Genomic DNA, 17,402 nt, shown 5'->3' with positions numbered 1-17,402 from the left:
TAGAATCAAGTGCTTTTTAATTCGCCTTTTACAATCAGGCGATGAGTGGCCTTGTACAAGGGCTCGCACGTGATGAGCGTGATTTCCGCCTTCCCGTTCTGTTCGTCCAGGACAGACACCTCGTCTGGCGTCACAATGGATATGGCGTGAATCGCGTACGTAAAGGTGTCGGCGGCGGTCTGCACCACAATCTCATCGCCGATGTCCAGTTCATCCAGGCGATTGAATTGATGATCGTACGTCCAGCTGCGGTGTCCGGCCAGCGCGTAATTGCCGATTTCGCCCGGCTTCCGGCCGCTGACGACCGTGCCGATTCCGAGCTTTAATGCCATTTTGGAGGTGCCCTCAAGCAGCGGCTCCTTCAGATCGATCTTGTCGATCCGCAGCACGCCCTTCACCTCGATGCCCTTCACATGCGAGGGCAGCTCGAACCGGTCGCCTGGTTCGGCAACGATCGTCGAGTCAGCAGGCTCCGGCGCGGGCCGTGTGCGGTCGAGGCCCGTGCGCACTGCGGCAGCTTGGGTCGCCTGCAGCTCCGCTTGCGCCTGCTCCCATGCTCCCAGAATCTGCGCTTGCTGCCGCCGCTGCTGCTCGCGTTCGATCCAGGGATATGCAATCAGCACAATCGCACCAATCGCGAGCAGAACGGCCACGGCCCTTCTGGAGGACATACCGGCCAGCCATCGTCTTTTGCTATAAAAATGGTGAATTCTCGAGTTCCTCCCTTCCTCGCTGCAACGTCAGGCTTAGGCCATTCCACATCGTAAATCAACCACCTATACAGAACCTCTACAACACCGAAAGCAGCATGCGACGGCGCGAGGAGGATCGTTTTAGACAATTACGATGCACAAAAGCGGCTCCCCCGATTCGGGAGAGCCGCTTTGTCGCACTTGCTTGCAGTTCGGCGCGGGATGTTATAAAAATAGCCGTTCCCGTCGTCGAACAAGACGAGAACGGCCGTGTGTCCATGCGGCCAAGCAAGCTACCCTGTCACAATCGCACTTACGAATGCCTCGCGCACCTCGCGCTCGTCCGGGCCCGCGCTTCGTCAACGCGACGCCGTTCTCAAGCTTGTAGACGCCGCTCTCGGCCGCATCTTCGCTCAGCAGAACATAAGCATAATTACTCGCGTCTTCATAGTCGAATGCCGCCACGATGTTGCGAAGCCCATTCTTCTTGCTAGTCATCCGTCGCTCGAATCCGGTCGAATACAAAAAAATGCCATGGGATGGTCAGTCCGATCAGTCGGCATCGTCACCATCGAGCGTGTGACCTTCTCCGCCCGATCGGGATTGTCGGCATCGAAGGTATGCCGGTAGCCCTTCGTCAAATCCCCGGAGATATACGCGTAATGGAATTCACCGTCCGATTCGTCGATTCCCCGTGCGATCAGGTCCGCCACTTCGAATCCGTTGCGCGGATTCATCGCATCTTGCAGTTTGTTCGGCTGCCAATATAACAGAGCAAAGTGGCGAAAACATAGGAGAATGATAGCAGGGAACGGCAGAGAATCAAAGAAGTTGAAAAATCCTTCGATATGTGATTTGATTGGTTTCCCAAAACGAATCAAATACACAGCGAAGGATGTATTCATATGAAGCAGAATTAGATTTGACCTCAGTCATCTCTAAGGAAAGTGTGTCTGATATATAGAGATCTGGGGTGACACTCTTTAGCCCTACCGTAGAGAATGTGACTTTTAAGTGACTTTTCACAAGAAACGGGACCCCGAAAGGTCCCGTTTTCCTTGGTATATAAGGGTCTGTGGGGAGCGACTTACATCATGCCGCCCATGCCGCCCATGCCACCCATGTCAGGGGCAGGGGCTTTTTCCGGCTCCGGCTTGTCGGCGACAACCGCTTCGGTCGTCAGGAACATAGCCGCAACGGAAGCTGCGTTTTGCAGCGCGGAGCGGGTAACCTTCGCCGGATCGACGATGCCGGCGTCGAACATGTTGACCCATTCGCCGCTAGCGGCGTTATAGCCGATGCCGACCGCTTCGCCTTTGAGGCGCTCTACGATGACCGAGCCTTCTTGGCCCGCATTCGCGGAGATCGTGCGTACCGGCTCTTCCAGCGCGCGCAGGACGATGTTGACGCCCGTTTGCTCGTCGCCGTTGCCTTGGACGCCTGCTACCGCCTTGTAGACGTTCACGAGGGCCGTGCCGCCGCCGGAGACGATGCCTTCTTCCACGGCAGCGCGCGTGGAGTTCAGGGCGTCTTCGATGCGCAGCTTGCGCTCTTTGAGCTCGGTTTCCGTTGCCGCGCCGACCTTGATGACGGCTACGCCGCCGGCCAGCTTCGCCAGACGCTCTTGGAGCTTCTCGCGGTCGAACTCGGAGGTCGTTTCCTCGAGCTGCGCTTTAATTTGGTTGACGCGTGCGACGATGTCGGCGGAATCGCCGCTGCCGTCGACCACGATCGTGTTTTCTTTCGTGACGCGGATTTGACGCGCCGAGCCGAGCTGCTCCAGCGTCGTCGATTTCAGGTCCAGGCCGAGCTCTTCTGTGATCACTTGACCGCCCGTCAGCGCCGCCAGATCCTGCAGCATCGCTTTGCGGCGATCGCCGAAGCCCGGCGCTTTAACGCCGACGCAGGTGAACGTGCCGCGCAGCTTGTTGACGACCAGGGTCGCCATCGCTTCGCCTTCGATGTCCTCGGCGATGATCAGCAGCTGCTTGCCGGATTGTACGACTTTCTCCAGCACAGGCAGGATTTCCTGGATGTTCGTGATTTTTTTGTCAGTGATCAGGATGTACGGATCGTCCAGCACCGCTTCCATTTTGTCCGTGTCGGTGACCATGTAGGCCGAGACGTAGCCGCGGTCGAACTGCATGCCTTCCACGACCTCGAGCTCGGTTACGAAGCCCTTGGACTCTTCGACGGTGATGACGCCGTCGTTGCCGACTTTTTCCATCGCTTCCGCGATCAGTTGGCCGACTTCATCGTCCGACGCGGAGATGGCCGCGACTTGGGCGATCGATTGCTTGCCTTCGATCGGCTTCGCAATTTGCTTCAGCTCTTCCACTGCAGCGTTGACCGCTTTTTCGATGCCTTTGCGGATGACCATCGGGTTTGCGCCGGCCGTGACGTTTTTCAGGCCTTCGCGGATCATCGCTTGCGCCAGCACGGTTGCCGTCGTCGTGCCGTCGCCGGCTACGTCGTTCGTTTTGGTCGCGACTTCTTTGACGAGCTGCGCGCCCATGTTTTCGAATGCGTCCTCGAGCTCGATTTCCTTGGCGATCGACACGCCGTCATTGGTGATCAGCGGGCTGCCGAATTTTTTCTCCAGCACGACGTTGCGGCCTTTCGGTCCGAGCGTGACTTTTACGGCGTTTGCGAGCGCATCTACCCCGCGCAGCATAGCACGGCGAGCGTCTTCACTGAACTTAATATCCTTTGCCATTCGTTAATGACCTCCTCATAATATGAATCGTCCTGCACATGTACCGCTAGCCTGGCTTCATCTATGTTGGTTCTACGCGAGCCTAGTCCAAGATCGCGTGAATGTCGCTTTCTTTCATAATCAAATACTCTACGCCTTCGTACTTGATTTCCGTGCCTGCGTATTTGGAGAAAATGACACGATCGCCTTCTTTGACTTCCAGCGCCGTGAAGACACCGTCCTTCTGCGTACCTTTACCGACAGCCACAACCTTGCCTTCTTGCGGCTTTTCCTTGGCGGTGTCAGGCAGCACGATGCCGCTCGCCGTCGTCTCCTCCTTCGCGATCGGTTCGATCAATACGCGTTCACCTAAAGGTCTGATCATGAAAAATAGCCTCCTTTTGAAATGGGTTCCTTCGTTTTATTAGCACTCGTTGGCGTTTAGTGCTAATAACCATTTTTATAATACTCATTTTGCCGAGACATTTCAAGTGCTTTGCCCGGGATTTTACGATTTTTTTATAAGTCGACCCTTATGAAAGCTTCGTCGCTTCCTTAATAATCGAACTGACGAAAAAACTTCGGGGAGACGCCGGTGTACTTTTTGAACAGCCGGGAAAAATAATACACGTCCTTGTAGCCCAGCCTGCCGCTGATCGTCTTGACGCTGTCGCTCGTGCCGCGCAGCAGCGACTTGGCCTCGGCAGTCTTGAGCCGGTGCAGGTATTCGTTGAACGGATAGCCCGTGTGCGCGTGCACAATGCGCCGCAGCGTCGACACCGAGATATGATGGCGGGCGGCGAACCCCCGGGCGTCGATCGCCTCGTAGATGCAATAATTCAGATCCTCGACGATCTGGTGCGCGCGCTCGCCCTGCCCTCGCACGCCCTCGTCCGTCACCTGATGCACCAGTTCGTAGACGAACTGCTCCAGCAGCAGCGCGGCCCGGTCCAGATTGTAGCGCATGCCGCTGTCGATCAGCCGGAACATCAGCTCCATCCGTCCGAACCGCGCCTCGTCGAGGCCGACGGCCGTGACCGCGAGCGGCTGCAGCGCCCAGTTGGCCAGCCATTCGTGAATGCGCGTCCCCTCGAACGTAAAATAATACTCGTCCCAATAGGCGCCCTCCCAGGGGCCGTAATGAAAGACCGCCTCCGGATGGAGCCAGAACAGCGATCCGGCCTCGACCGGCTGCAGCGGTCCGTCGTCGACTTGATAGTAGCCGCTGCCGCCGGTAATATAGACGCAAGCCCAGCGGGAAAAGCGCGCCGCCCTGCGCTGCAGGGTGCGGCCGGGCAGATGCCCGGCGTTGACCAACTGCAGGCTCGGCAGCCGGGCGCTGACGGGGGCGTCGCTGCCCGGCTGATTGTATAGTCGGATCGGATACGCGCTAATGCTCGGATCGCTCAAAATCGCCATGCTGCTCACTCCCGTACTGTAGGTCATGCGGATGTCGGCACGTGCCTAATCGATGTCATGTTCATTATACCGCATTGCGGGCGAATGAGCATATAATCCATGAAATTAGACATGCCGAGCATTCATCCGGCACGCCCCAGGTGCTATAGTGTAAGGAAAACACACCTTCCCAAAAGGAGAATCCCTACATGAGCAAAGTCAAAATCGGCGTCATCGGAGCCGGCTCGATCTCCGGCGCCCATCTGAGCGCATATGCCAAAAACCCGAACGTCGAGCTGGTCGCCGTCTGCGACCGCAACGAAGCGCGCGCGCGGCAAGCCGCCGAGCAGTACGGCATCCCGAGCGTCTACACGGATCACCAGAGCCTGCTCGCCAACGCCGATATCGAGGCGGTCAGTGTCTGCACCTGGAACGACTCGCATGCCGAGATCAGCATCGCCGCGCTCGAGGCCGGCAAAAACGTACTCTGCGAAAAGCCGCTGTGCAGGACCGTAGAAGACGCGCTGAAGGTCGAGGAAGCGGTCAAGCGCACCGGCAAGCTGCTGCAGGTCGGCTTCGTACGCCGCTTCGCCACCAATACGGAGGTGCTGCACCGCTTCATCGCCGCCGGCGAGCTCGGCGATATCTACTATGCCAAAGCCTCCTGCCTGCGCCGGCTTGGCAATCCGGGCGGCTGGTTCTCCGACCTGTCGCGCTCGGGCGGCGGGCCGCTGATCGATCTGGGCGTGCATGTGATCGATCTGCTCTGGTACCTGATGGGCCGCCCGAAGGCGGTATCCGTCAGCGGCAATACGTACCGCAAGCTGGGCAACCGCAGCCATATTCAGAACAAGACCTTCTACAAAGCCGCCGATTACGACGCCGCCAAAAACGACGTCGAGGATCTGGCCAACGCGCTGATTCGCTTCGAGAACGGCGCCTCGCTCATGCTGGACGTCAGCTTCACGCTGCATGCCAAGCAGGACGAAATGGCGATCAAGCTCTACGGCGACAAGGGCGGCGCCGAGGTCGAGCCCGAGCTCGCCATTGTCGGCGAGCGGCACAATACGATGCTCAACCTGACGCCGCAGATCGACGACCTGACCTTCAACTTCGAGCAGGCCTTCTACGCCGAGACCGCGCATTTCGCCGAATGCTGCCAGGGATTGCACGAGACGCGCAGCCCGGTTCAGGACGGCGTCGAAGTGACCAAAATGCTCGCCGCTATCTATGAGTCGGCCGCCTCCGGCAAAGAAATCCGGCTGGACTAACGATACACTGCAACATTCAAACGAAGGAGGACGACAAGCATGAAGCTCACCAATAAAATCGGTGTCATCGTCGACAGCTTTGGCGTCGGCGTCAAGGAAGGGTTGAAAAAGGCTCAGGAGGTCGGCGCGGACGGGGTGCAAATCTATGCCGTCGACGGCGAGATGGATCCGGCGGCGCTGACGCCGGACAAACGCCTCGAGCTGCGGGCGTATATCGACGACCTCGGCCTCGACATCGCCGCGCTGTGCGGCGATCTGGGCGGTCACGGCTTCCAGGACGGCGCCGCCAACGCCGCCAAGGTCGAGAAGTCCAAGCGCATCCTCGACCTGGCCGTCGAGCTCGGCACGAGCATCGTCACCACCCATATCGGCATCGTGCCGGACGACAAGAACGGACCGATCTACGACGCCATGCAAAAAGCGTGCGACGAGCTCGGACGCTATGCCAAGAGCATGAACGCCTACTTCGCCATCGAGACCGGCCCGGAGCGCGCCTCGCATCTCAAGGCATTCCTCGATACGCTGAGCACCAACGGCGTATCGGTCAACTTCGACCCGGCCAATATGGTCATGGTCACCGGCGACGATCCGGTGCAAGGCCTCATCACGCTCAAGGACTATATTGTGCACACGCATGTCAAGGACGGCAAGCAGCTCCGCCCGATCGACCCGCGCGACGTATACGGCTTCCTCGGCTACGGCGGCAAGGGGCTCGATCATGCCGAAATTGCCGAAATGGCGACGTCCGGCGCGGCCTTCCAGGAGGTGCCCCTCGGCGAAGGCGGCGTCGATTTTGACGCATACTTCGCAGCCGTGCAGCAGATCGGGTATACCGGCTATCTGACGATTGAGCGCGAGGTCGGCACGCAGCCCGAGATCGACATCCGCAGAGCGGTCGAATTCATCAAGCGTTACAAATAAGCCCCTGGCTTCCGCCTGTTCGCCGAACGAGCGACGCGATGACAGACGAGCGCTTGCAGACCTGCGACAGGCGAGCATACGACAGCCCAAAAGGCCTCTCCGGCGCGTCAATGCCCGGGAGGCCCCTTTGTGTTGCTCTGACAGCTAGCTTGATCGCGTGTCTTACCCACTCCCGCTCGGTCGATGGCGAAGCTCGTTACCGCTTGACCGCGCGATCCTCGCCCTTGTCCGACGCTCCGGCGTTCTTGCTGGCCGCCTCCCGGTCCAGGCGCATCTCCTCCGTCGTCTTGATCCGCTTGCGGGCAGCGCCCTCGTAGTCGCGCGTCGGCAGCAGATTGCCGCTCGCCAGGCGCGCCGTGGCCTCCGCAATCGCGGAGCCGTATTGCGGCAGCCACGGCTCGCCTGCGACGAGCATCTCGTCGACCATCTGCCAGATCTCGCGCGGGTTGCACACTGCGCCGACGAGCGGGTCCATCATGAACGCCTGCCGCAGCAACTGGTCGTCGCCGCGCACAGCCGCTTCGACCGCGAGCCGCTGCACGGAGATGCTCACATTGCACACCGCGGCCGGCCCGAGCGGCAGCTCGCCGACATGCGGCATCGAGATGCCGTTGCGGTCGACATAGCCCGGCGCTTCGATGATCGCGTCGTCCGGCAGATTGGCGATGACGCCGTTGTTGACCGTGTTGAAGTGACCGCGATACACCCGTCCGGTCTCCAGACCCTCGATAATATAGGACCCGTGCTCGATTCCCCGATCCTCGGCACGGAACAGCTTGGGCTCTTCCTTCATCCAATTCGGAAAATCGGTCTCGAACCAGGTCCGCCCCTCCGTGCATACGCGGAGGTATCCCCCGGTCTCGCCGTTGATCCAGCTGCCCATATCGATCCAGTCCCCGATCTCCTCGGGACGCTTGCGGTACCAGGGCACGTATTCGCTCAGATGGCCGTTGGACTCGGTGCTGTAATAGCCGAAGCGGCGCAGCATGTCGATCCGCACCTTCTCGGTCCGGCTAAAGTCCGGGTGGCGCTCGAATGCCTCCAGCAACCGGCCGGTCAGATCCTCGCCCTCGTGGCGGATCTGCACGTACCAGGTCTGGTGGTTGATGCCCGCGCAGACGATGTCCACCTCACGCTGCTCCAGTCCGAGTACCTCCGCAATCTGACGATGCCCGTGCTGGACGCCGTGACAGAGCCCGACCGTGCGCACTCCGCCGTAGCGATTGCAGGCCCAGGTCATCATCGCCATCGGATTGGCATAATTCAGGAGCAGCACATCCTGTGCCGCTACCTCGCGAATATCCTTGCAGATGTCCAGCATCGCGGCGATTCCGCGCTGGCCGTACATGATCCCGCCGGCGCTCAGCGTGTCGCCGACGCACTGGTCGACGCCGTACTTGAGCGGGATATCGATATCCGTCGCAAAGGCGTCCAGTCCGCCGACACGAATCGTACATAGCACATACTTCGCGCCCTTCAGCGCTTCGCGCCGGTCGGTGGTCGCCTGAATGCGGATATCCAGCCCGTTCGCATCAATGTCGCGTTGGCACAACTGCGTGACCATCTCGAGATTATGCGCGTTGATATCGGTGAACGCGACCTCGATGCCGGCGAACTCCGGCACCGCCAGCAAATCGCGCATAATGCCACGCGTAAAGCCGATGCTTCCCGCACCGATAAAAGCTACTCTAAATGACAATTTCCTCATCTCCCTTATCGGTCAGCGTCCGCTGCCTGTATGCCCACATTGTAGCAGGAGCGCGAGATGAAGCGTGATCAAATTCGTGACTTCTTGGCCGAAAAATTGTCTAAAATCCTAACCTCCGGGCGATGACGCGCGGTCGCGGCCGAACCTGAAATAGAAAATAATTGCATTAAGCACCGTCAGCGCCGTGATGCCGAGGAACAGATTGCTGTACACCGACTCGCCGCCCTCGGCAAAGCTGAACGGATTGAACGGCGCGCCGCGCAAGCCAAAGTCGAGAATTCGTCCGATAATCGCCCCGCCAAACGCCCCTGCCATAAAATTGCACAAATTATAAATGCCCATGCCGACGCCGATCTGGTCGGCCGGCAGCGTCGTCGAGACCAGACTCGCCGTCGAGGCCTGAAAGAACGGGAACGAAACCATGCACAGGATCAACACGGCGCTGATGGCCGCTACGTGCGCCCCGATAAACGTAGAGGTCAGCAGAAAGCCTGCGCACATCAGTCCGAAGGCAATATAGACGACCGGCAGACTGCCTCTGCGATCGGTCATCGCGCCCGCGGAGCGCCCGATCAGCGCCGAGCTCATCGCGCCGGGGAACATGACCAGGCCGACCATCGTCGTGCTGAGCGACTTGAATTCGGCCAAATAGAGCGGCATGACGAACATGATGCTGAACAGTGTCAGCATGCCTAAAAATCCGGTCAGAATCGCGCTGCGAAAGCTGGCGTTGCGAAACAGATCCAGGCTGACGAACGGATGCGCTGCCCTACGCGTGCGAAGGTAGAATAGCCAGGCAAATACAAGGCTGACCGGAAGCAACCACCACAGAAAGGTTGTGATCATGAGAATAAAAGCGCCGATCGACACGGCCAGCAGCAGCGCACCGAAAAAATCGACCCGCCCCGGCTTGGGCGCTTCGCGCGGCAACCACATTCGGAAGAACGGAATCGTAAATACGACAAGCGAGGAGATCAAAAACAGGTACGGCCAGCCATACGCCCCCGAGACAAAGCCGCCGATGACCGGGCCGACGCCCGAGGCAAAGGCCATGGTCGAGGAGGCGATGCCGAGCACCTTGCCTTTTTCATCCGGAAAATAACGCGCAGGCGCGATAAAGGCCATCGCCGGCACCGCCGCCGCGCCTGTCGCCTGAATCATGCGGGCTGCGACGACCATCATGAAATGATCGGCAAAAAATCCGACCGCCGAACCGGCCGCAAACAACAGCAGTCCGACCGTCAAGAGCGAACGGAACGGATAAAGATCGGCCAGCTTGCCGTAGATGAGCGCGCCGATGCCGTACAAAATAATATACCCCGTCACAACCCAGCTGACCTGGGACGGGGTCAGAACAAAATAAGCGGCAATCTCGGGTACGGCTATCATAAACATCGTGCTGTTCATAACGGAAAAAAGCAGGACCGTGCAGAGCAGGGCAATAATTTTGCGCTTTTCCGGTTTGGACAGGCCTTGCGCCGCGGGTAACGGCTCAGAATGTGTAATCACGAAGAGGACTCCTATCCATTTTGTTTTTTATATTCTAGCATAACGGTTTCGCAAATGTCGCAGATGCCGTACAATGAAGGAAAAGCGTTCGCGGCAAAGCGGAGGTGGGAAATCGGGTGTTTACGCTCAAGGAAAAGCAATATTTGCTCGAGCTGCTGCAGCGGGAGAAACGGCGCGCCATGTTCGGCATGAAAAAAAAGCCGCCGGAGCACCAGAAGCTGGTTGAAAAATTAGAGCAAATGGTCCGCAATGAGCGGGTAAACCAAAAGCATTTATAGGCCTTGCGAATCGGAAGGATACGGTCATTTTTGGAGCAAAGAACCGCGAATCGGAGCCCGGAAAGCGCTACGGTTCGCGGTTCTTTGCGTCTTCTCATAAAAAAGTTGCAAATATGAGAGAATTCTCATCGTTTTTTAATAAACCTTCTCATTCTTTAGCCCTAGCGCACATTCTCTCTCATCCTGCAAAAACAGCGATTTTAAGATATGGTATAGTTGTTTCTGGAAGTACTGATATCGATAAAAATGGAGGGACAACATAGAGCATGCGAAACAGCATTGTGAAAAAACTGGTTAGTGTGAGCTTGTGCGCCGCCATCGGATTTTCGTCATTGACTATGGCGATTGCCCCAAAGGCCTCGGCTGCAACGGAAGAGTCGCTTAATCTGATTGAAACCGGAAAAGAATATCTCGGTGTTTCCTATAAGTACGGTGCTCCAAGCGGAGTTACATATGCCTTCGACTGTTCTTCCTTTACCCAATATGTATTCAAACAATACGACGTCAAATTGTCACGATCTTCCCGCGCTCAAGCCAAAACCGGGCAAAAGGTCGCACGCGGCAGTTTGAGCGTCGGAGATTTGGTTTTCTTTAATACGAGCGGAAATAGCATCAGCCATGTCGGCATCTACGCTGGCGACAACAAGATGCTTCATGCTTCTTCTAGCAAAGGCATTTCGTTTGCCAACATTAATTCTTCGTATTGGAAAAACAAGTACGTCACGGCTCGTCGCGTCCTTTAGAGCGGCCCACCCTCGTCCTTGCTTATTCATTCTTACCCTGTCCCTCCCGGATTGAAACAGAGAAAATGAAATTTTCAGATTATTTTTCTTTCCACTACGATTCCTCGAAGCGCCGCAGCCATGCGGCGCTTTTTATTTTCCCGTCTTCCTTACTTATTAAGACGGCGCAGCCCGGAAAAAGGTTGCCTTTTTTCCAAAAAAAATTATACGCCCTGCTTGGCTTTCTTGCAGACCAGCTTGTACGTGCGTCCATATCCCCTGCCGTACCGAACGATCCGTCCGATCATACGCTGGTCGGCTAACAGTGTAAACGGGCTCGCATCGGGCCGGGTGTTGACCTCCAGGATCCAGGGCTTCAGCTGGCCGTCGACTGCGTAATCCATGCCGAGCTCGTTGATCTGCGGCGCGGCGCGGCGCAGAAGCCGGGTCGCGCGCTGCGCCAGATCGTCCATCCGGCGATAGAGCGCCTGTCGTCTCCGGGGACCGGCATGCCTGCGCAACACGTGGTCCGTTCCATAGATCGATCCGCCCTGACTGCCGTTGGTGACAATTTTGCGCGGGTGCGCCACGCGCGCGAGCTTGCCTGTCGAGACAAAGCCGCCGCGCGGGGAGCGCTGCAGCATGAGCCGGATGTCAAAGGCCCGTCCGCGATGCCGAAGCAAGCGAATGCCCTTCTGCACAATATGGCGCTTGCCGGCCATAGCCCGGCGGATCGATGCATAGGCCAGCTCATACGTGGCAAAGCTGCGCCGCCTCTCCCCCAGCTGATAACGGTAGCCGCGTCCTCCGCCGAGTCGCTCGAGCCGCATGACACCACGTCCCTGCGAGCCCCGCGTCGGCTTCACATAGACCATGCCATGCCGCCGCAGCATACGCCGCAGCGCCTCCTTGCCCGCCAATGCCGTAGACGGCATATGGCGAGCCAGCTTCTTGTCTCTGCGCATGAGCGCGGTCTTCGTCCACTTGTCGATGATGCTGCGAGCCATTCGCCATTCCTCCTCTGTCGTGGCTGAGTTACGCTTGCTACAGCATACGCCGGAATTGACACAATGGTGGTAGGCCGCTGTCGTCACACCCGCACCTGTTTTCCCATATGCTGCAGCATAGCGTCATCGTCACGAGGAGGCATCCGGCATATGATCGACCCTTCGGCCCTGCGCCTGCATCTGCAGCGCCTGATCGAGCTTCATCCCGGCTACGAGCGCTTGATAGCGGAACAGCATGTCCAGCCCGAGGCCGCGTCTCTGGCCGAGCTGCCGCTCCTGACCGCGGAGCGGCTGGAGCGCTGCTACTACGGGCAGGCTGCGCGCACCGATCCCGGATTGCACGTCTATCGCACCTCCGGCACCTCGACCGGCGTGCGCAAAGCGATCTATTATTCCCACGGCGACGAGGCGCATTATCGCGCAGCCAAAGCCGCCAGCTACCGTGATTGGCTCAGCGCCAACGGCCTGCAGACCCGACGTGCCTTCATCGATGTCGGCACCGGGCACGCCGCCGCGACGGCCGAAGCGATCTTCGCCGAGATGGGGATGCAGACGCAGACCGTTTCCTTCGCGCTCCCGATTGAGACGCATCTTGCGCAGCTGCACGCGTTCCGGCCAGATCTGTTGTATACGATGCCCTCGATCCTGGAGGCGATCGCACGCCAGACGCTGCGACCGGAGCTGCTCGGCCTCTGCGGCATGATCCTCGTCGGCGAGCTCGCATCGCCTGCCTGGCAGGTCAATATGGCCGTTCGCTTCGGACTGCCGGAGGAGGCGATCCTCGACACGTACGGCTCGATCGAGGTCGGGGCGATCGCCGCTTATTCGCATGCATGCGGTGCGTATGTGCTCGCCGACGGTCTATACGCCGAGACTGTGCCCGCCGAGCTGCTGGACCCGCGCTACGAGCCGCTCGAGCCAGGCGAGGGCGTGCTCGTGCTAACCTCGCTGGAGCGCCGGCTGTTCCCCGTCGTCCGCTATGTCACCTACGACGTCGTGCGCGGGCTGCGCCGGATCGAGCTGGACGGCAAGCCGCGTCAGATCTTCTCCTGTCTGTCCAAGCGCATCGGCCACGAGTTCAAGCATGGCGAGAAGATCAGTCTGTACGATATCGAGAACGTCGTGCACACCCTCGTACCCGACGCCGCGCTGCGCGTCGGTGTACGGGACAACCGGCTGATCCTTCGCATCCGCAGCGCCATGCTCGCCCCTGAGCTGCTGGAGGACGTCCGAGACGCCGTCGAGCATCGCATCGAAGCGATCGGGCAGATGATCGACAACGGCATGCTGGAGCGGATCGAAGTCCTCCCCGCTGCGGACGACGAGCCCTGGGGACGCGGCGCGGTCAAATCCAAAAAACTGTATCGCTAGGAGGCGATTGCCGTCATGGCGGAAGATTGGCTGGCCTATATCGGCAACACCCCGCTCGTGAGGCTCTCGCGGCTGTTCGCCAACACGCGCGGCATCGCCGTCTATGCCAAGCTCGAAATGCTCAATCCGTGCGGCAGCACCAAGGACCGCTCCGCGGCCCGCATCCTCGCAGCCGCCCGCGAGCAGGGCCTGATCGGCCCCGGATCGGTCGTCGTCGAATCCAGCTCGGGCAATATGGCCATCAGCCTGGCGGCCATCTGCTCGCGGCTGGACATGCGCTTCATCAGCGTCGTCGATCCCAAAACGACACCGCAAAACATTCGGATCATGCGCGCGTATGGCGCCGAGATCGAACGTGTGGAGGAGCCGGACCCCGCCACCGGCGAGTACCTGCCGGCCCGGCTCGCACGGGTCAAAGCGCTGCTGGCCGCCATACCCGGAAGCTTCTGGCCCAATCAATACGAGAATGCGAACAATTACCTGGCGCACAAAAACGGCACGATGCGGGAGATCGCTGACGCGCTCGGCAAGGTCGACTATGTGCTCGGCGGTGTCAGCACATGCGGCACGTTGCTCGGATGCGCCTCCTACGTGCGGACGCATGGGCTCGCCACCCGGATCGTCGCGGTCGATGCAGTGGGCAGCGTCATTCTCGGCGGCGACAAGGGCCGCCGGCTATTCCCCGGACTGGGCGCCGGCATCGTACCGCCCTTCGGCCAGACGCACTTCGCCGATGAGGCGGTACTCGTCCGCGAGGCGGATATGGTCGCCGGCTGCCGCAGGCTCGTGCAGCGCGAGGCGATCCTCGCCGGTCCATCCTCGGGAGCGGTCGTGCACGCGCTCGGCGACCTGCTGCCGCGCCTGCCAGACGGTACCGTCTGCGCCCTCATTCTGCACGACCGGGGCGAGCGTTATCTGGATACGCTGTACGACGAGGACTGGGTCGCGCGGCACCTCGGCGAATCGGCGCTGGACACGCGCGGCGGCGTGAAGGATGCGAACGATGCTGTATCTGAATGATCGTCATCTCCAAGCGATCGGGCTGGACTGGGAGGCGCTGCTGGACTGCATCGCGGGTACGATACGAATCACGGACAGCGGCGATTACGCACAGCCCATCAAGCCTTATCTGCGCTACGGCGAAGCGGCTAACCGGATCATCGCGATGCCCGCTTATGTCGGCGGAACGGTGCAGACGGCCGGCCTGAAGTGGATCGCCAGCTTCCCCGGCAATCGCTCCCTCGGCCTGCCGCGCGCCCATAGCGTCGTCGTGCTCAACGAGGCCGCCACGGGCGCTCCACGGGCGATCCTCAACGCCTCGCTGCCCAGCGCCGCTCGCACGGCGGCAGTCAGCGGCGTCCTGCTGCGCAGCTATGTCCAGTCGCGCCCTGCTGCATGTCCGCTGCGGATCGGCATTATCGGCTTCGGCCCGATCGGCCGGCTGCACTATGCGATGTGCAGCCGCATCCTGGGCAAGCACCTTGCAGAGGTGCAGATCTATGACACTCGCGATGCGGCGCTGGACGACATGCGAGGTGCCGCGCCGCATGATCCGCTGCTCGCCGGGTCCGCAGCGCTGCGCGACCGCACACGGTTGGCGCAGAGCTGGGAAGCGCTCTATGCCGACTGCAACGTGATTCTCACCTGCACCGTAAGCGAGCGGCGCTACATCGATCGCCCGCCGCAGCCGGGCAGCCTGCTGCTGGACGTGTCGCTGCGCGACTACGCGGCAAGCGCGCTGGAGCGGGTCGAAGCGATTGTCGTCGATGATTGGGATGAGGTATGCCGGGAGAATACCGATATCGAGCTGCTTCACCATCAGCGCGGCCTGCGCAAGGAGCAGACGCGCTCGCTCGCCGATGTCGTGTGTCGCGATGCGCTGGCGGCCTTCGCTCCCGATGCGCCCGTACTGTTCTGCCCCATGGGCATGGCCGCCTTCGACATCGCGACCGCCGCGTACTGGGTCGGCCAAGCGCAAGCGCGCGGCATCGGCTATTGCCTTGGGGATGCGGATCAAGGATGATCATGTTGATGTTGATGTTGATGTTGATGTTGATGTTGATGTTGATGGAGATGGAGATGGAGATGGAGATGGAGATGGAGATGGAGATGGAGATGAGGGTGGGCGTCCTTAGCAGGGCGTCTTGAGCGGGGTGAGCTGAGCGGAGGGGCCTGAGCGGGGGGGGCCTGATTGCGAATTCCTCGCTGATGCTCAGAAGCTTGCCACGAGTACCGTATTCGGCCCATCAGCAGAAATAAGCGCAATATGTGTGGTTGCACGGCGAGATTTGCTCCATCAGCAGAAATAAGCGCAATATGTGAGGCTACACGGCGACATTTGCCCCATCAGCTGAAATAAGCGCAATATGTGAGGCTACACGGCGAGATTTGCTCCATCAGCAGAAATAAGCGCAATATGTGAGGCTACACGGCGACATTTGCTCCATTAGCTGAAATAAGCGCAATATGTGAGGCTACACGGCGACATTTGCCCCATCAGCTGAAATAAGCGCAATATGTGAGGCTACACGGCGACATTTGCCCCATTAGCAGAAATAAGCGCAATATGTGAGGCTACACGGCGAGATTTGCTCCATTAGCTGAAATAAGCGCAATATGTGAGGCTACACGGCGAGATTTGCTCCATCAGCAGAAATAAGCGCAATATGTGAGGCTATACGGCGGGATGTGAATATTACATGTGGCACATAGGTTTCGCCTTTTCATCCTGAATCAGGCAGGCTCTCCTGTTGAGAACCTGCCTGATTTGCGTTTCTTCGAATCGACTCGCATCCCAAGTGATGCGGCCACCGCCCGTGTTTTGGGTCGAACCTAGAAATTTGTATGGCTCACGCTTATTGCCTTGCGGCACATCTTGCTTCGTCCTTAGTCCGCAGCTTGATTGGCCGCATCGATGCCCAGTGCCAGCGCGCCGCACAGGCCGGCATTATCGCCGAGCCCAGGAGGGACGATATAGCTGTCGATCCCCGAGAGCACCGCCTCGGCGCTGACATAGCCGTTCAATAGGCGCAGCACCTCTTGGCGCAGCAGCGGGAACAATTGCGGCTGCTTCATCACGCCGCCGCCAAAAATAACCTTGCGCGGCGAGAGCAGTAAGATCGACGTCATTGCCGCCTGCGCCAGATAGTACGCCTCCAGCCGCCACGCCTCATGCTCCGGCGGCAGGTCTACGCCCTTGCGTTCCCAGCGCTTCTCGATGGCCGGTCCGGCTGCCAGTCCTTCCAGACAATCAGCATGATATGGACAGAAGCCTTCGTATGTGTCCTCGGGGTGCCGGCGAACGAGCACATGCCCGGCCTCAGGATGGACGAGCCCGTGCACCAGCTTGCCCTCGCTGTACGCCCCCATGCCAATCCCCGTACCCACCGTATAATAGACACAGCTGTCCAGCCCCTGCGCAGCGCCCCATGTTGCCTCGCCATAAGCGGCTGCATTCACGTCCGTATCCCAGCCGTACGGCAAGGGCAGCGCCGCCTTCATCGAGCCGAGAAAATCATAGCCGGTCCAGCCTGGCTTCGGCGTCGTCGTGACGTGCCCATACGTCGGGCTCGACGGATCGATATCGATCGGCCCGAACGTGCCGATGCCGATCGCCTCCACTTCCTTGTCCTTAAAAAAGGCGATCACCTGAGCCAGCGTCTCCTCCGGCCCTTCAGTCGGGAAGCTCACCCGCTCCAGAATCGTCCCCTGTTCATTCCCGATGCCGCACACGAACTTCGTCCCGCCCGCTTCAATTGCGCCAATACGCATTGTATGTTCTCCTCCAACCTCGTCATAATCTCTGCCCATAGGCTTGCTTCTTATTGTAA

At 59.4% G+C, this 17,402-nt stretch carries 16 protein-coding genes; 7 read left to right on the top strand and 9 right to left on the bottom strand.

The annotated features are described in order from the left end of the window. Positions 1-5 precede the first annotated feature (5 nt). The 5 genes from IDH44_RS00625 to IDH44_RS00605 all read right to left on the bottom strand — a co-directional run bounded on the left by IDH44_RS00625 (position 6) and on the right by IDH44_RS00605 (position 4,806). On the bottom strand, positions 6-671 hold the full coding sequence (locus IDH44_RS00625; protein ID WP_190913716.1) for a class D sortase: 666 nt from the start codon (positions 669-671) through the stop codon (positions 6-8). A gap of 515 nt (positions 672-1,186) precedes the next feature. Next, positions 1,187-1,429 (bottom strand): hypothetical protein, encoded by a 243-nt coding sequence (locus tag IDH44_RS00620; protein WP_190913714.1) that lies wholly within the window; start codon positions 1,427-1,429, stop codon positions 1,187-1,189. A gap of 350 nt (positions 1,430-1,779) precedes the next feature. Next, positions 1,780-3,408, bottom strand: a complete 1,629-nt coding sequence (gene groL, locus IDH44_RS00615) for a chaperonin GroEL (RefSeq protein ID WP_190913712.1) — start codon at positions 3,406-3,408, stop codon at positions 1,780-1,782. A gap of 82 nt (positions 3,409-3,490) precedes the next feature. Then, complete coding sequence (gene groES, locus IDH44_RS00610) at positions 3,491-3,772, bottom strand: co-chaperone GroES (protein ID WP_190913710.1); 282 nt, start codon at positions 3,770-3,772, stop codon at positions 3,491-3,493. Between the two features lie 170 nt (positions 3,773-3,942). After that, the gene (locus IDH44_RS00605) at positions 3,943-4,806 is read right to left on the bottom strand and encodes an AraC family transcriptional regulator (RefSeq protein ID WP_190913709.1); all 864 of its coding nucleotides are present in this window, start codon (positions 4,804-4,806) and stop codon (positions 3,943-3,945) included. A gap of 188 nt (positions 4,807-4,994) precedes the next feature. On the opposite strand from IDH44_RS00605, the gene IDH44_RS00600 reads away from it, so the two are divergent. Together IDH44_RS00600 and IDH44_RS00595 are read left to right on the top strand one after the other, a co-directional pair. After that, the gene (locus IDH44_RS00600; protein ID WP_190913707.1) at positions 4,995-6,056 is read left to right on the top strand and encodes a Gfo/Idh/MocA family protein; all 1,062 of its coding nucleotides are present in this window, start codon (positions 4,995-4,997) and stop codon (positions 6,054-6,056) included. 39 nt (positions 6,057-6,095) lie between these two features. Continuing rightward, positions 6,096-6,977 (top strand): sugar phosphate isomerase/epimerase family protein, encoded by an 882-nt coding sequence (locus IDH44_RS00595; protein WP_190913705.1) that lies wholly within the window; start codon positions 6,096-6,098, stop codon positions 6,975-6,977. Between the two features lie 196 nt (positions 6,978-7,173). On the opposite strand, the gene melA is transcribed toward IDH44_RS00595, so the two are convergent. Together melA and IDH44_RS00585 are read right to left on the bottom strand one after the other, a co-directional pair. Further along, positions 7,174-8,676 carry an alpha-glucosidase/alpha-galactosidase gene (melA, locus tag IDH44_RS00590; protein WP_190913703.1) on the bottom strand — a complete coding sequence of 501 codons (1,503 nt, stop codon included), beginning with the start codon at positions 8,674-8,676 and terminating at the stop codon, positions 7,174-7,176. Between the two features lie 117 nt (positions 8,677-8,793). Further along, positions 8,794-10,194, bottom strand: coding sequence for an MFS transporter (locus IDH44_RS00585; RefSeq protein WP_190913701.1), 1,401 nt, complete (start codon positions 10,192-10,194; stop codon positions 8,794-8,796). Between the two features lie 116 nt (positions 10,195-10,310). On the opposite strand from IDH44_RS00585, the gene IDH44_RS00580 reads away from it, so the two are divergent. Further along, positions 10,311-10,472 (top strand): hypothetical protein, encoded by a 162-nt coding sequence (locus tag IDH44_RS00580; protein ID WP_190913699.1) that lies wholly within the window; start codon positions 10,311-10,313, stop codon positions 10,470-10,472. Positions 10,473-10,738: 266 nt separating this feature from the next. After that, positions 10,739-11,215, top strand: a complete 477-nt coding sequence (locus IDH44_RS00575; protein ID WP_190913697.1) for a C40 family peptidase — start codon at positions 10,739-10,741, stop codon at positions 11,213-11,215. 203 nt (positions 11,216-11,418) lie between these two features. Here the strand turns inward: IDH44_RS00575 and IDH44_RS00570 are convergent, their stop codons facing one another. Next, positions 11,419-12,201, bottom strand: coding sequence for a YheC/YheD family protein (locus IDH44_RS00570; protein WP_190913695.1), 783 nt, complete (start codon positions 12,199-12,201; stop codon positions 11,419-11,421). 150 nt (positions 12,202-12,351) lie between these two features. Between IDH44_RS00570 and IDH44_RS00565 the strand changes: the two genes are divergently transcribed. The 3 genes from IDH44_RS00565 to IDH44_RS00555 are packed head-to-tail and all read left to right on the top strand — an operon-like array spanning position 12,352 to position 15,595. After that, complete coding sequence (locus tag IDH44_RS00565) at positions 12,352-13,572, top strand: phenylacetate--CoA ligase family protein (RefSeq protein WP_190913693.1); 1,221 nt, start codon at positions 12,352-12,354, stop codon at positions 13,570-13,572. A 15-nt stretch (positions 13,573-13,587) separates the two neighbouring features. Next, positions 13,588-14,592, top strand: a complete 1,005-nt coding sequence (gene sbnA / locus IDH44_RS00560) for a 2,3-diaminopropionate biosynthesis protein SbnA (RefSeq protein WP_190913691.1) — start codon at positions 13,588-13,590, stop codon at positions 14,590-14,592. Next, positions 14,567-15,595: a 2,3-diaminopropionate biosynthesis protein SbnB gene (locus tag IDH44_RS00555; RefSeq protein WP_223869248.1), complete on the top strand. Its 1,029-nt coding sequence runs from the start codon at positions 14,567-14,569 to the stop codon at positions 15,593-15,595. Before sbnA ends, IDH44_RS00555 begins: the two co-directional genes overlap by 26 nt. 863 nt (positions 15,596-16,458) lie before the next feature. Here IDH44_RS00555 and IDH44_RS00550 read toward each other — a convergent pair. Beyond that, the gene (locus IDH44_RS00550; protein WP_190913689.1) at positions 16,459-17,343 is read right to left on the bottom strand and encodes an ROK family protein; all 885 of its coding nucleotides are present in this window, start codon (positions 17,341-17,343) and stop codon (positions 16,459-16,461) included. Positions 17,344-17,402 lie beyond the last annotated feature (59 nt).

The sequence above is a fragment of the Paenibacillus sabuli genome, from assembly GCF_014705605.1.
In the GTDB taxonomy this organism is placed as follows: domain Bacteria; phylum Bacillota; class Bacilli; order Paenibacillales; family Paenibacillaceae; genus Paenibacillus_D; species Paenibacillus_D sabuli.
This window is presented reverse-complemented; position numbering and strand designations above follow the sequence as displayed.

Bases quoted from the DNA above. Each gene is read 5' to 3' on its own strand.
- IDH44_RS00625 (WP_190913716.1), bottom strand. From the start codon at position 671: ATGTCCTCCAGAAGGGCCGTGGCCGTTCTGCTCGCGATTGGTGCGATT.
- IDH44_RS00620 (WP_190913714.1), bottom strand. From the start codon at position 1,429: ATGAATCCGCGCAACGGATTCGAAGTGGCGGACCTGATCGCACGGGGA.
- groL (WP_190913712.1), bottom strand. From the start codon at position 3,408: ATGGCAAAGGATATTAAGTTCAGTGAAGACGCTCGCCGTGCTATGCTG.
- groES (WP_190913710.1), bottom strand. From the start codon at position 3,772: ATGATCAGACCTTTAGGTGAACGCGTATTGATCGAACCGATCGCGAAG.
- IDH44_RS00605 (WP_190913709.1), bottom strand. From the start codon at position 4,806: ATGGCGATTTTGAGCGATCCGAGCATTAGCGCGTATCCGATCCGACTA.
- IDH44_RS00600 (WP_190913707.1), top strand. From the start codon at position 4,995: ATGAGCAAAGTCAAAATCGGCGTCATCGGAGCCGGCTCGATCTCCGGC.
- IDH44_RS00595 (WP_190913705.1), top strand. From the start codon at position 6,096: ATGAAGCTCACCAATAAAATCGGTGTCATCGTCGACAGCTTTGGCGTC.
- IDH44_RS00575 (WP_190913697.1), top strand. From the start codon at position 10,739: ATGCGAAACAGCATTGTGAAAAAACTGGTTAGTGTGAGCTTGTGCGCC.
- IDH44_RS00570 (WP_190913695.1), bottom strand. From the start codon at position 12,201: ATGGCTCGCAGCATCATCGACAAGTGGACGAAGACCGCGCTCATGCGC.
- IDH44_RS00565 (WP_190913693.1), top strand. From the start codon at position 12,352: ATGATCGACCCTTCGGCCCTGCGCCTGCATCTGCAGCGCCTGATCGAG.
- sbnA (WP_190913691.1), top strand. From the start codon at position 13,588: ATGGCGGAAGATTGGCTGGCCTATATCGGCAACACCCCGCTCGTGAGG.
- IDH44_RS00555 (WP_223869248.1), top strand. From the start codon at position 14,567: ATGCGAACGATGCTGTATCTGAATGATCGTCATCTCCAAGCGATCGGG.
- IDH44_RS00550 (WP_190913689.1), bottom strand. From the start codon at position 17,343: ATGCGTATTGGCGCAATTGAAGCGGGCGGGACGAAGTTCGTGTGCGGC.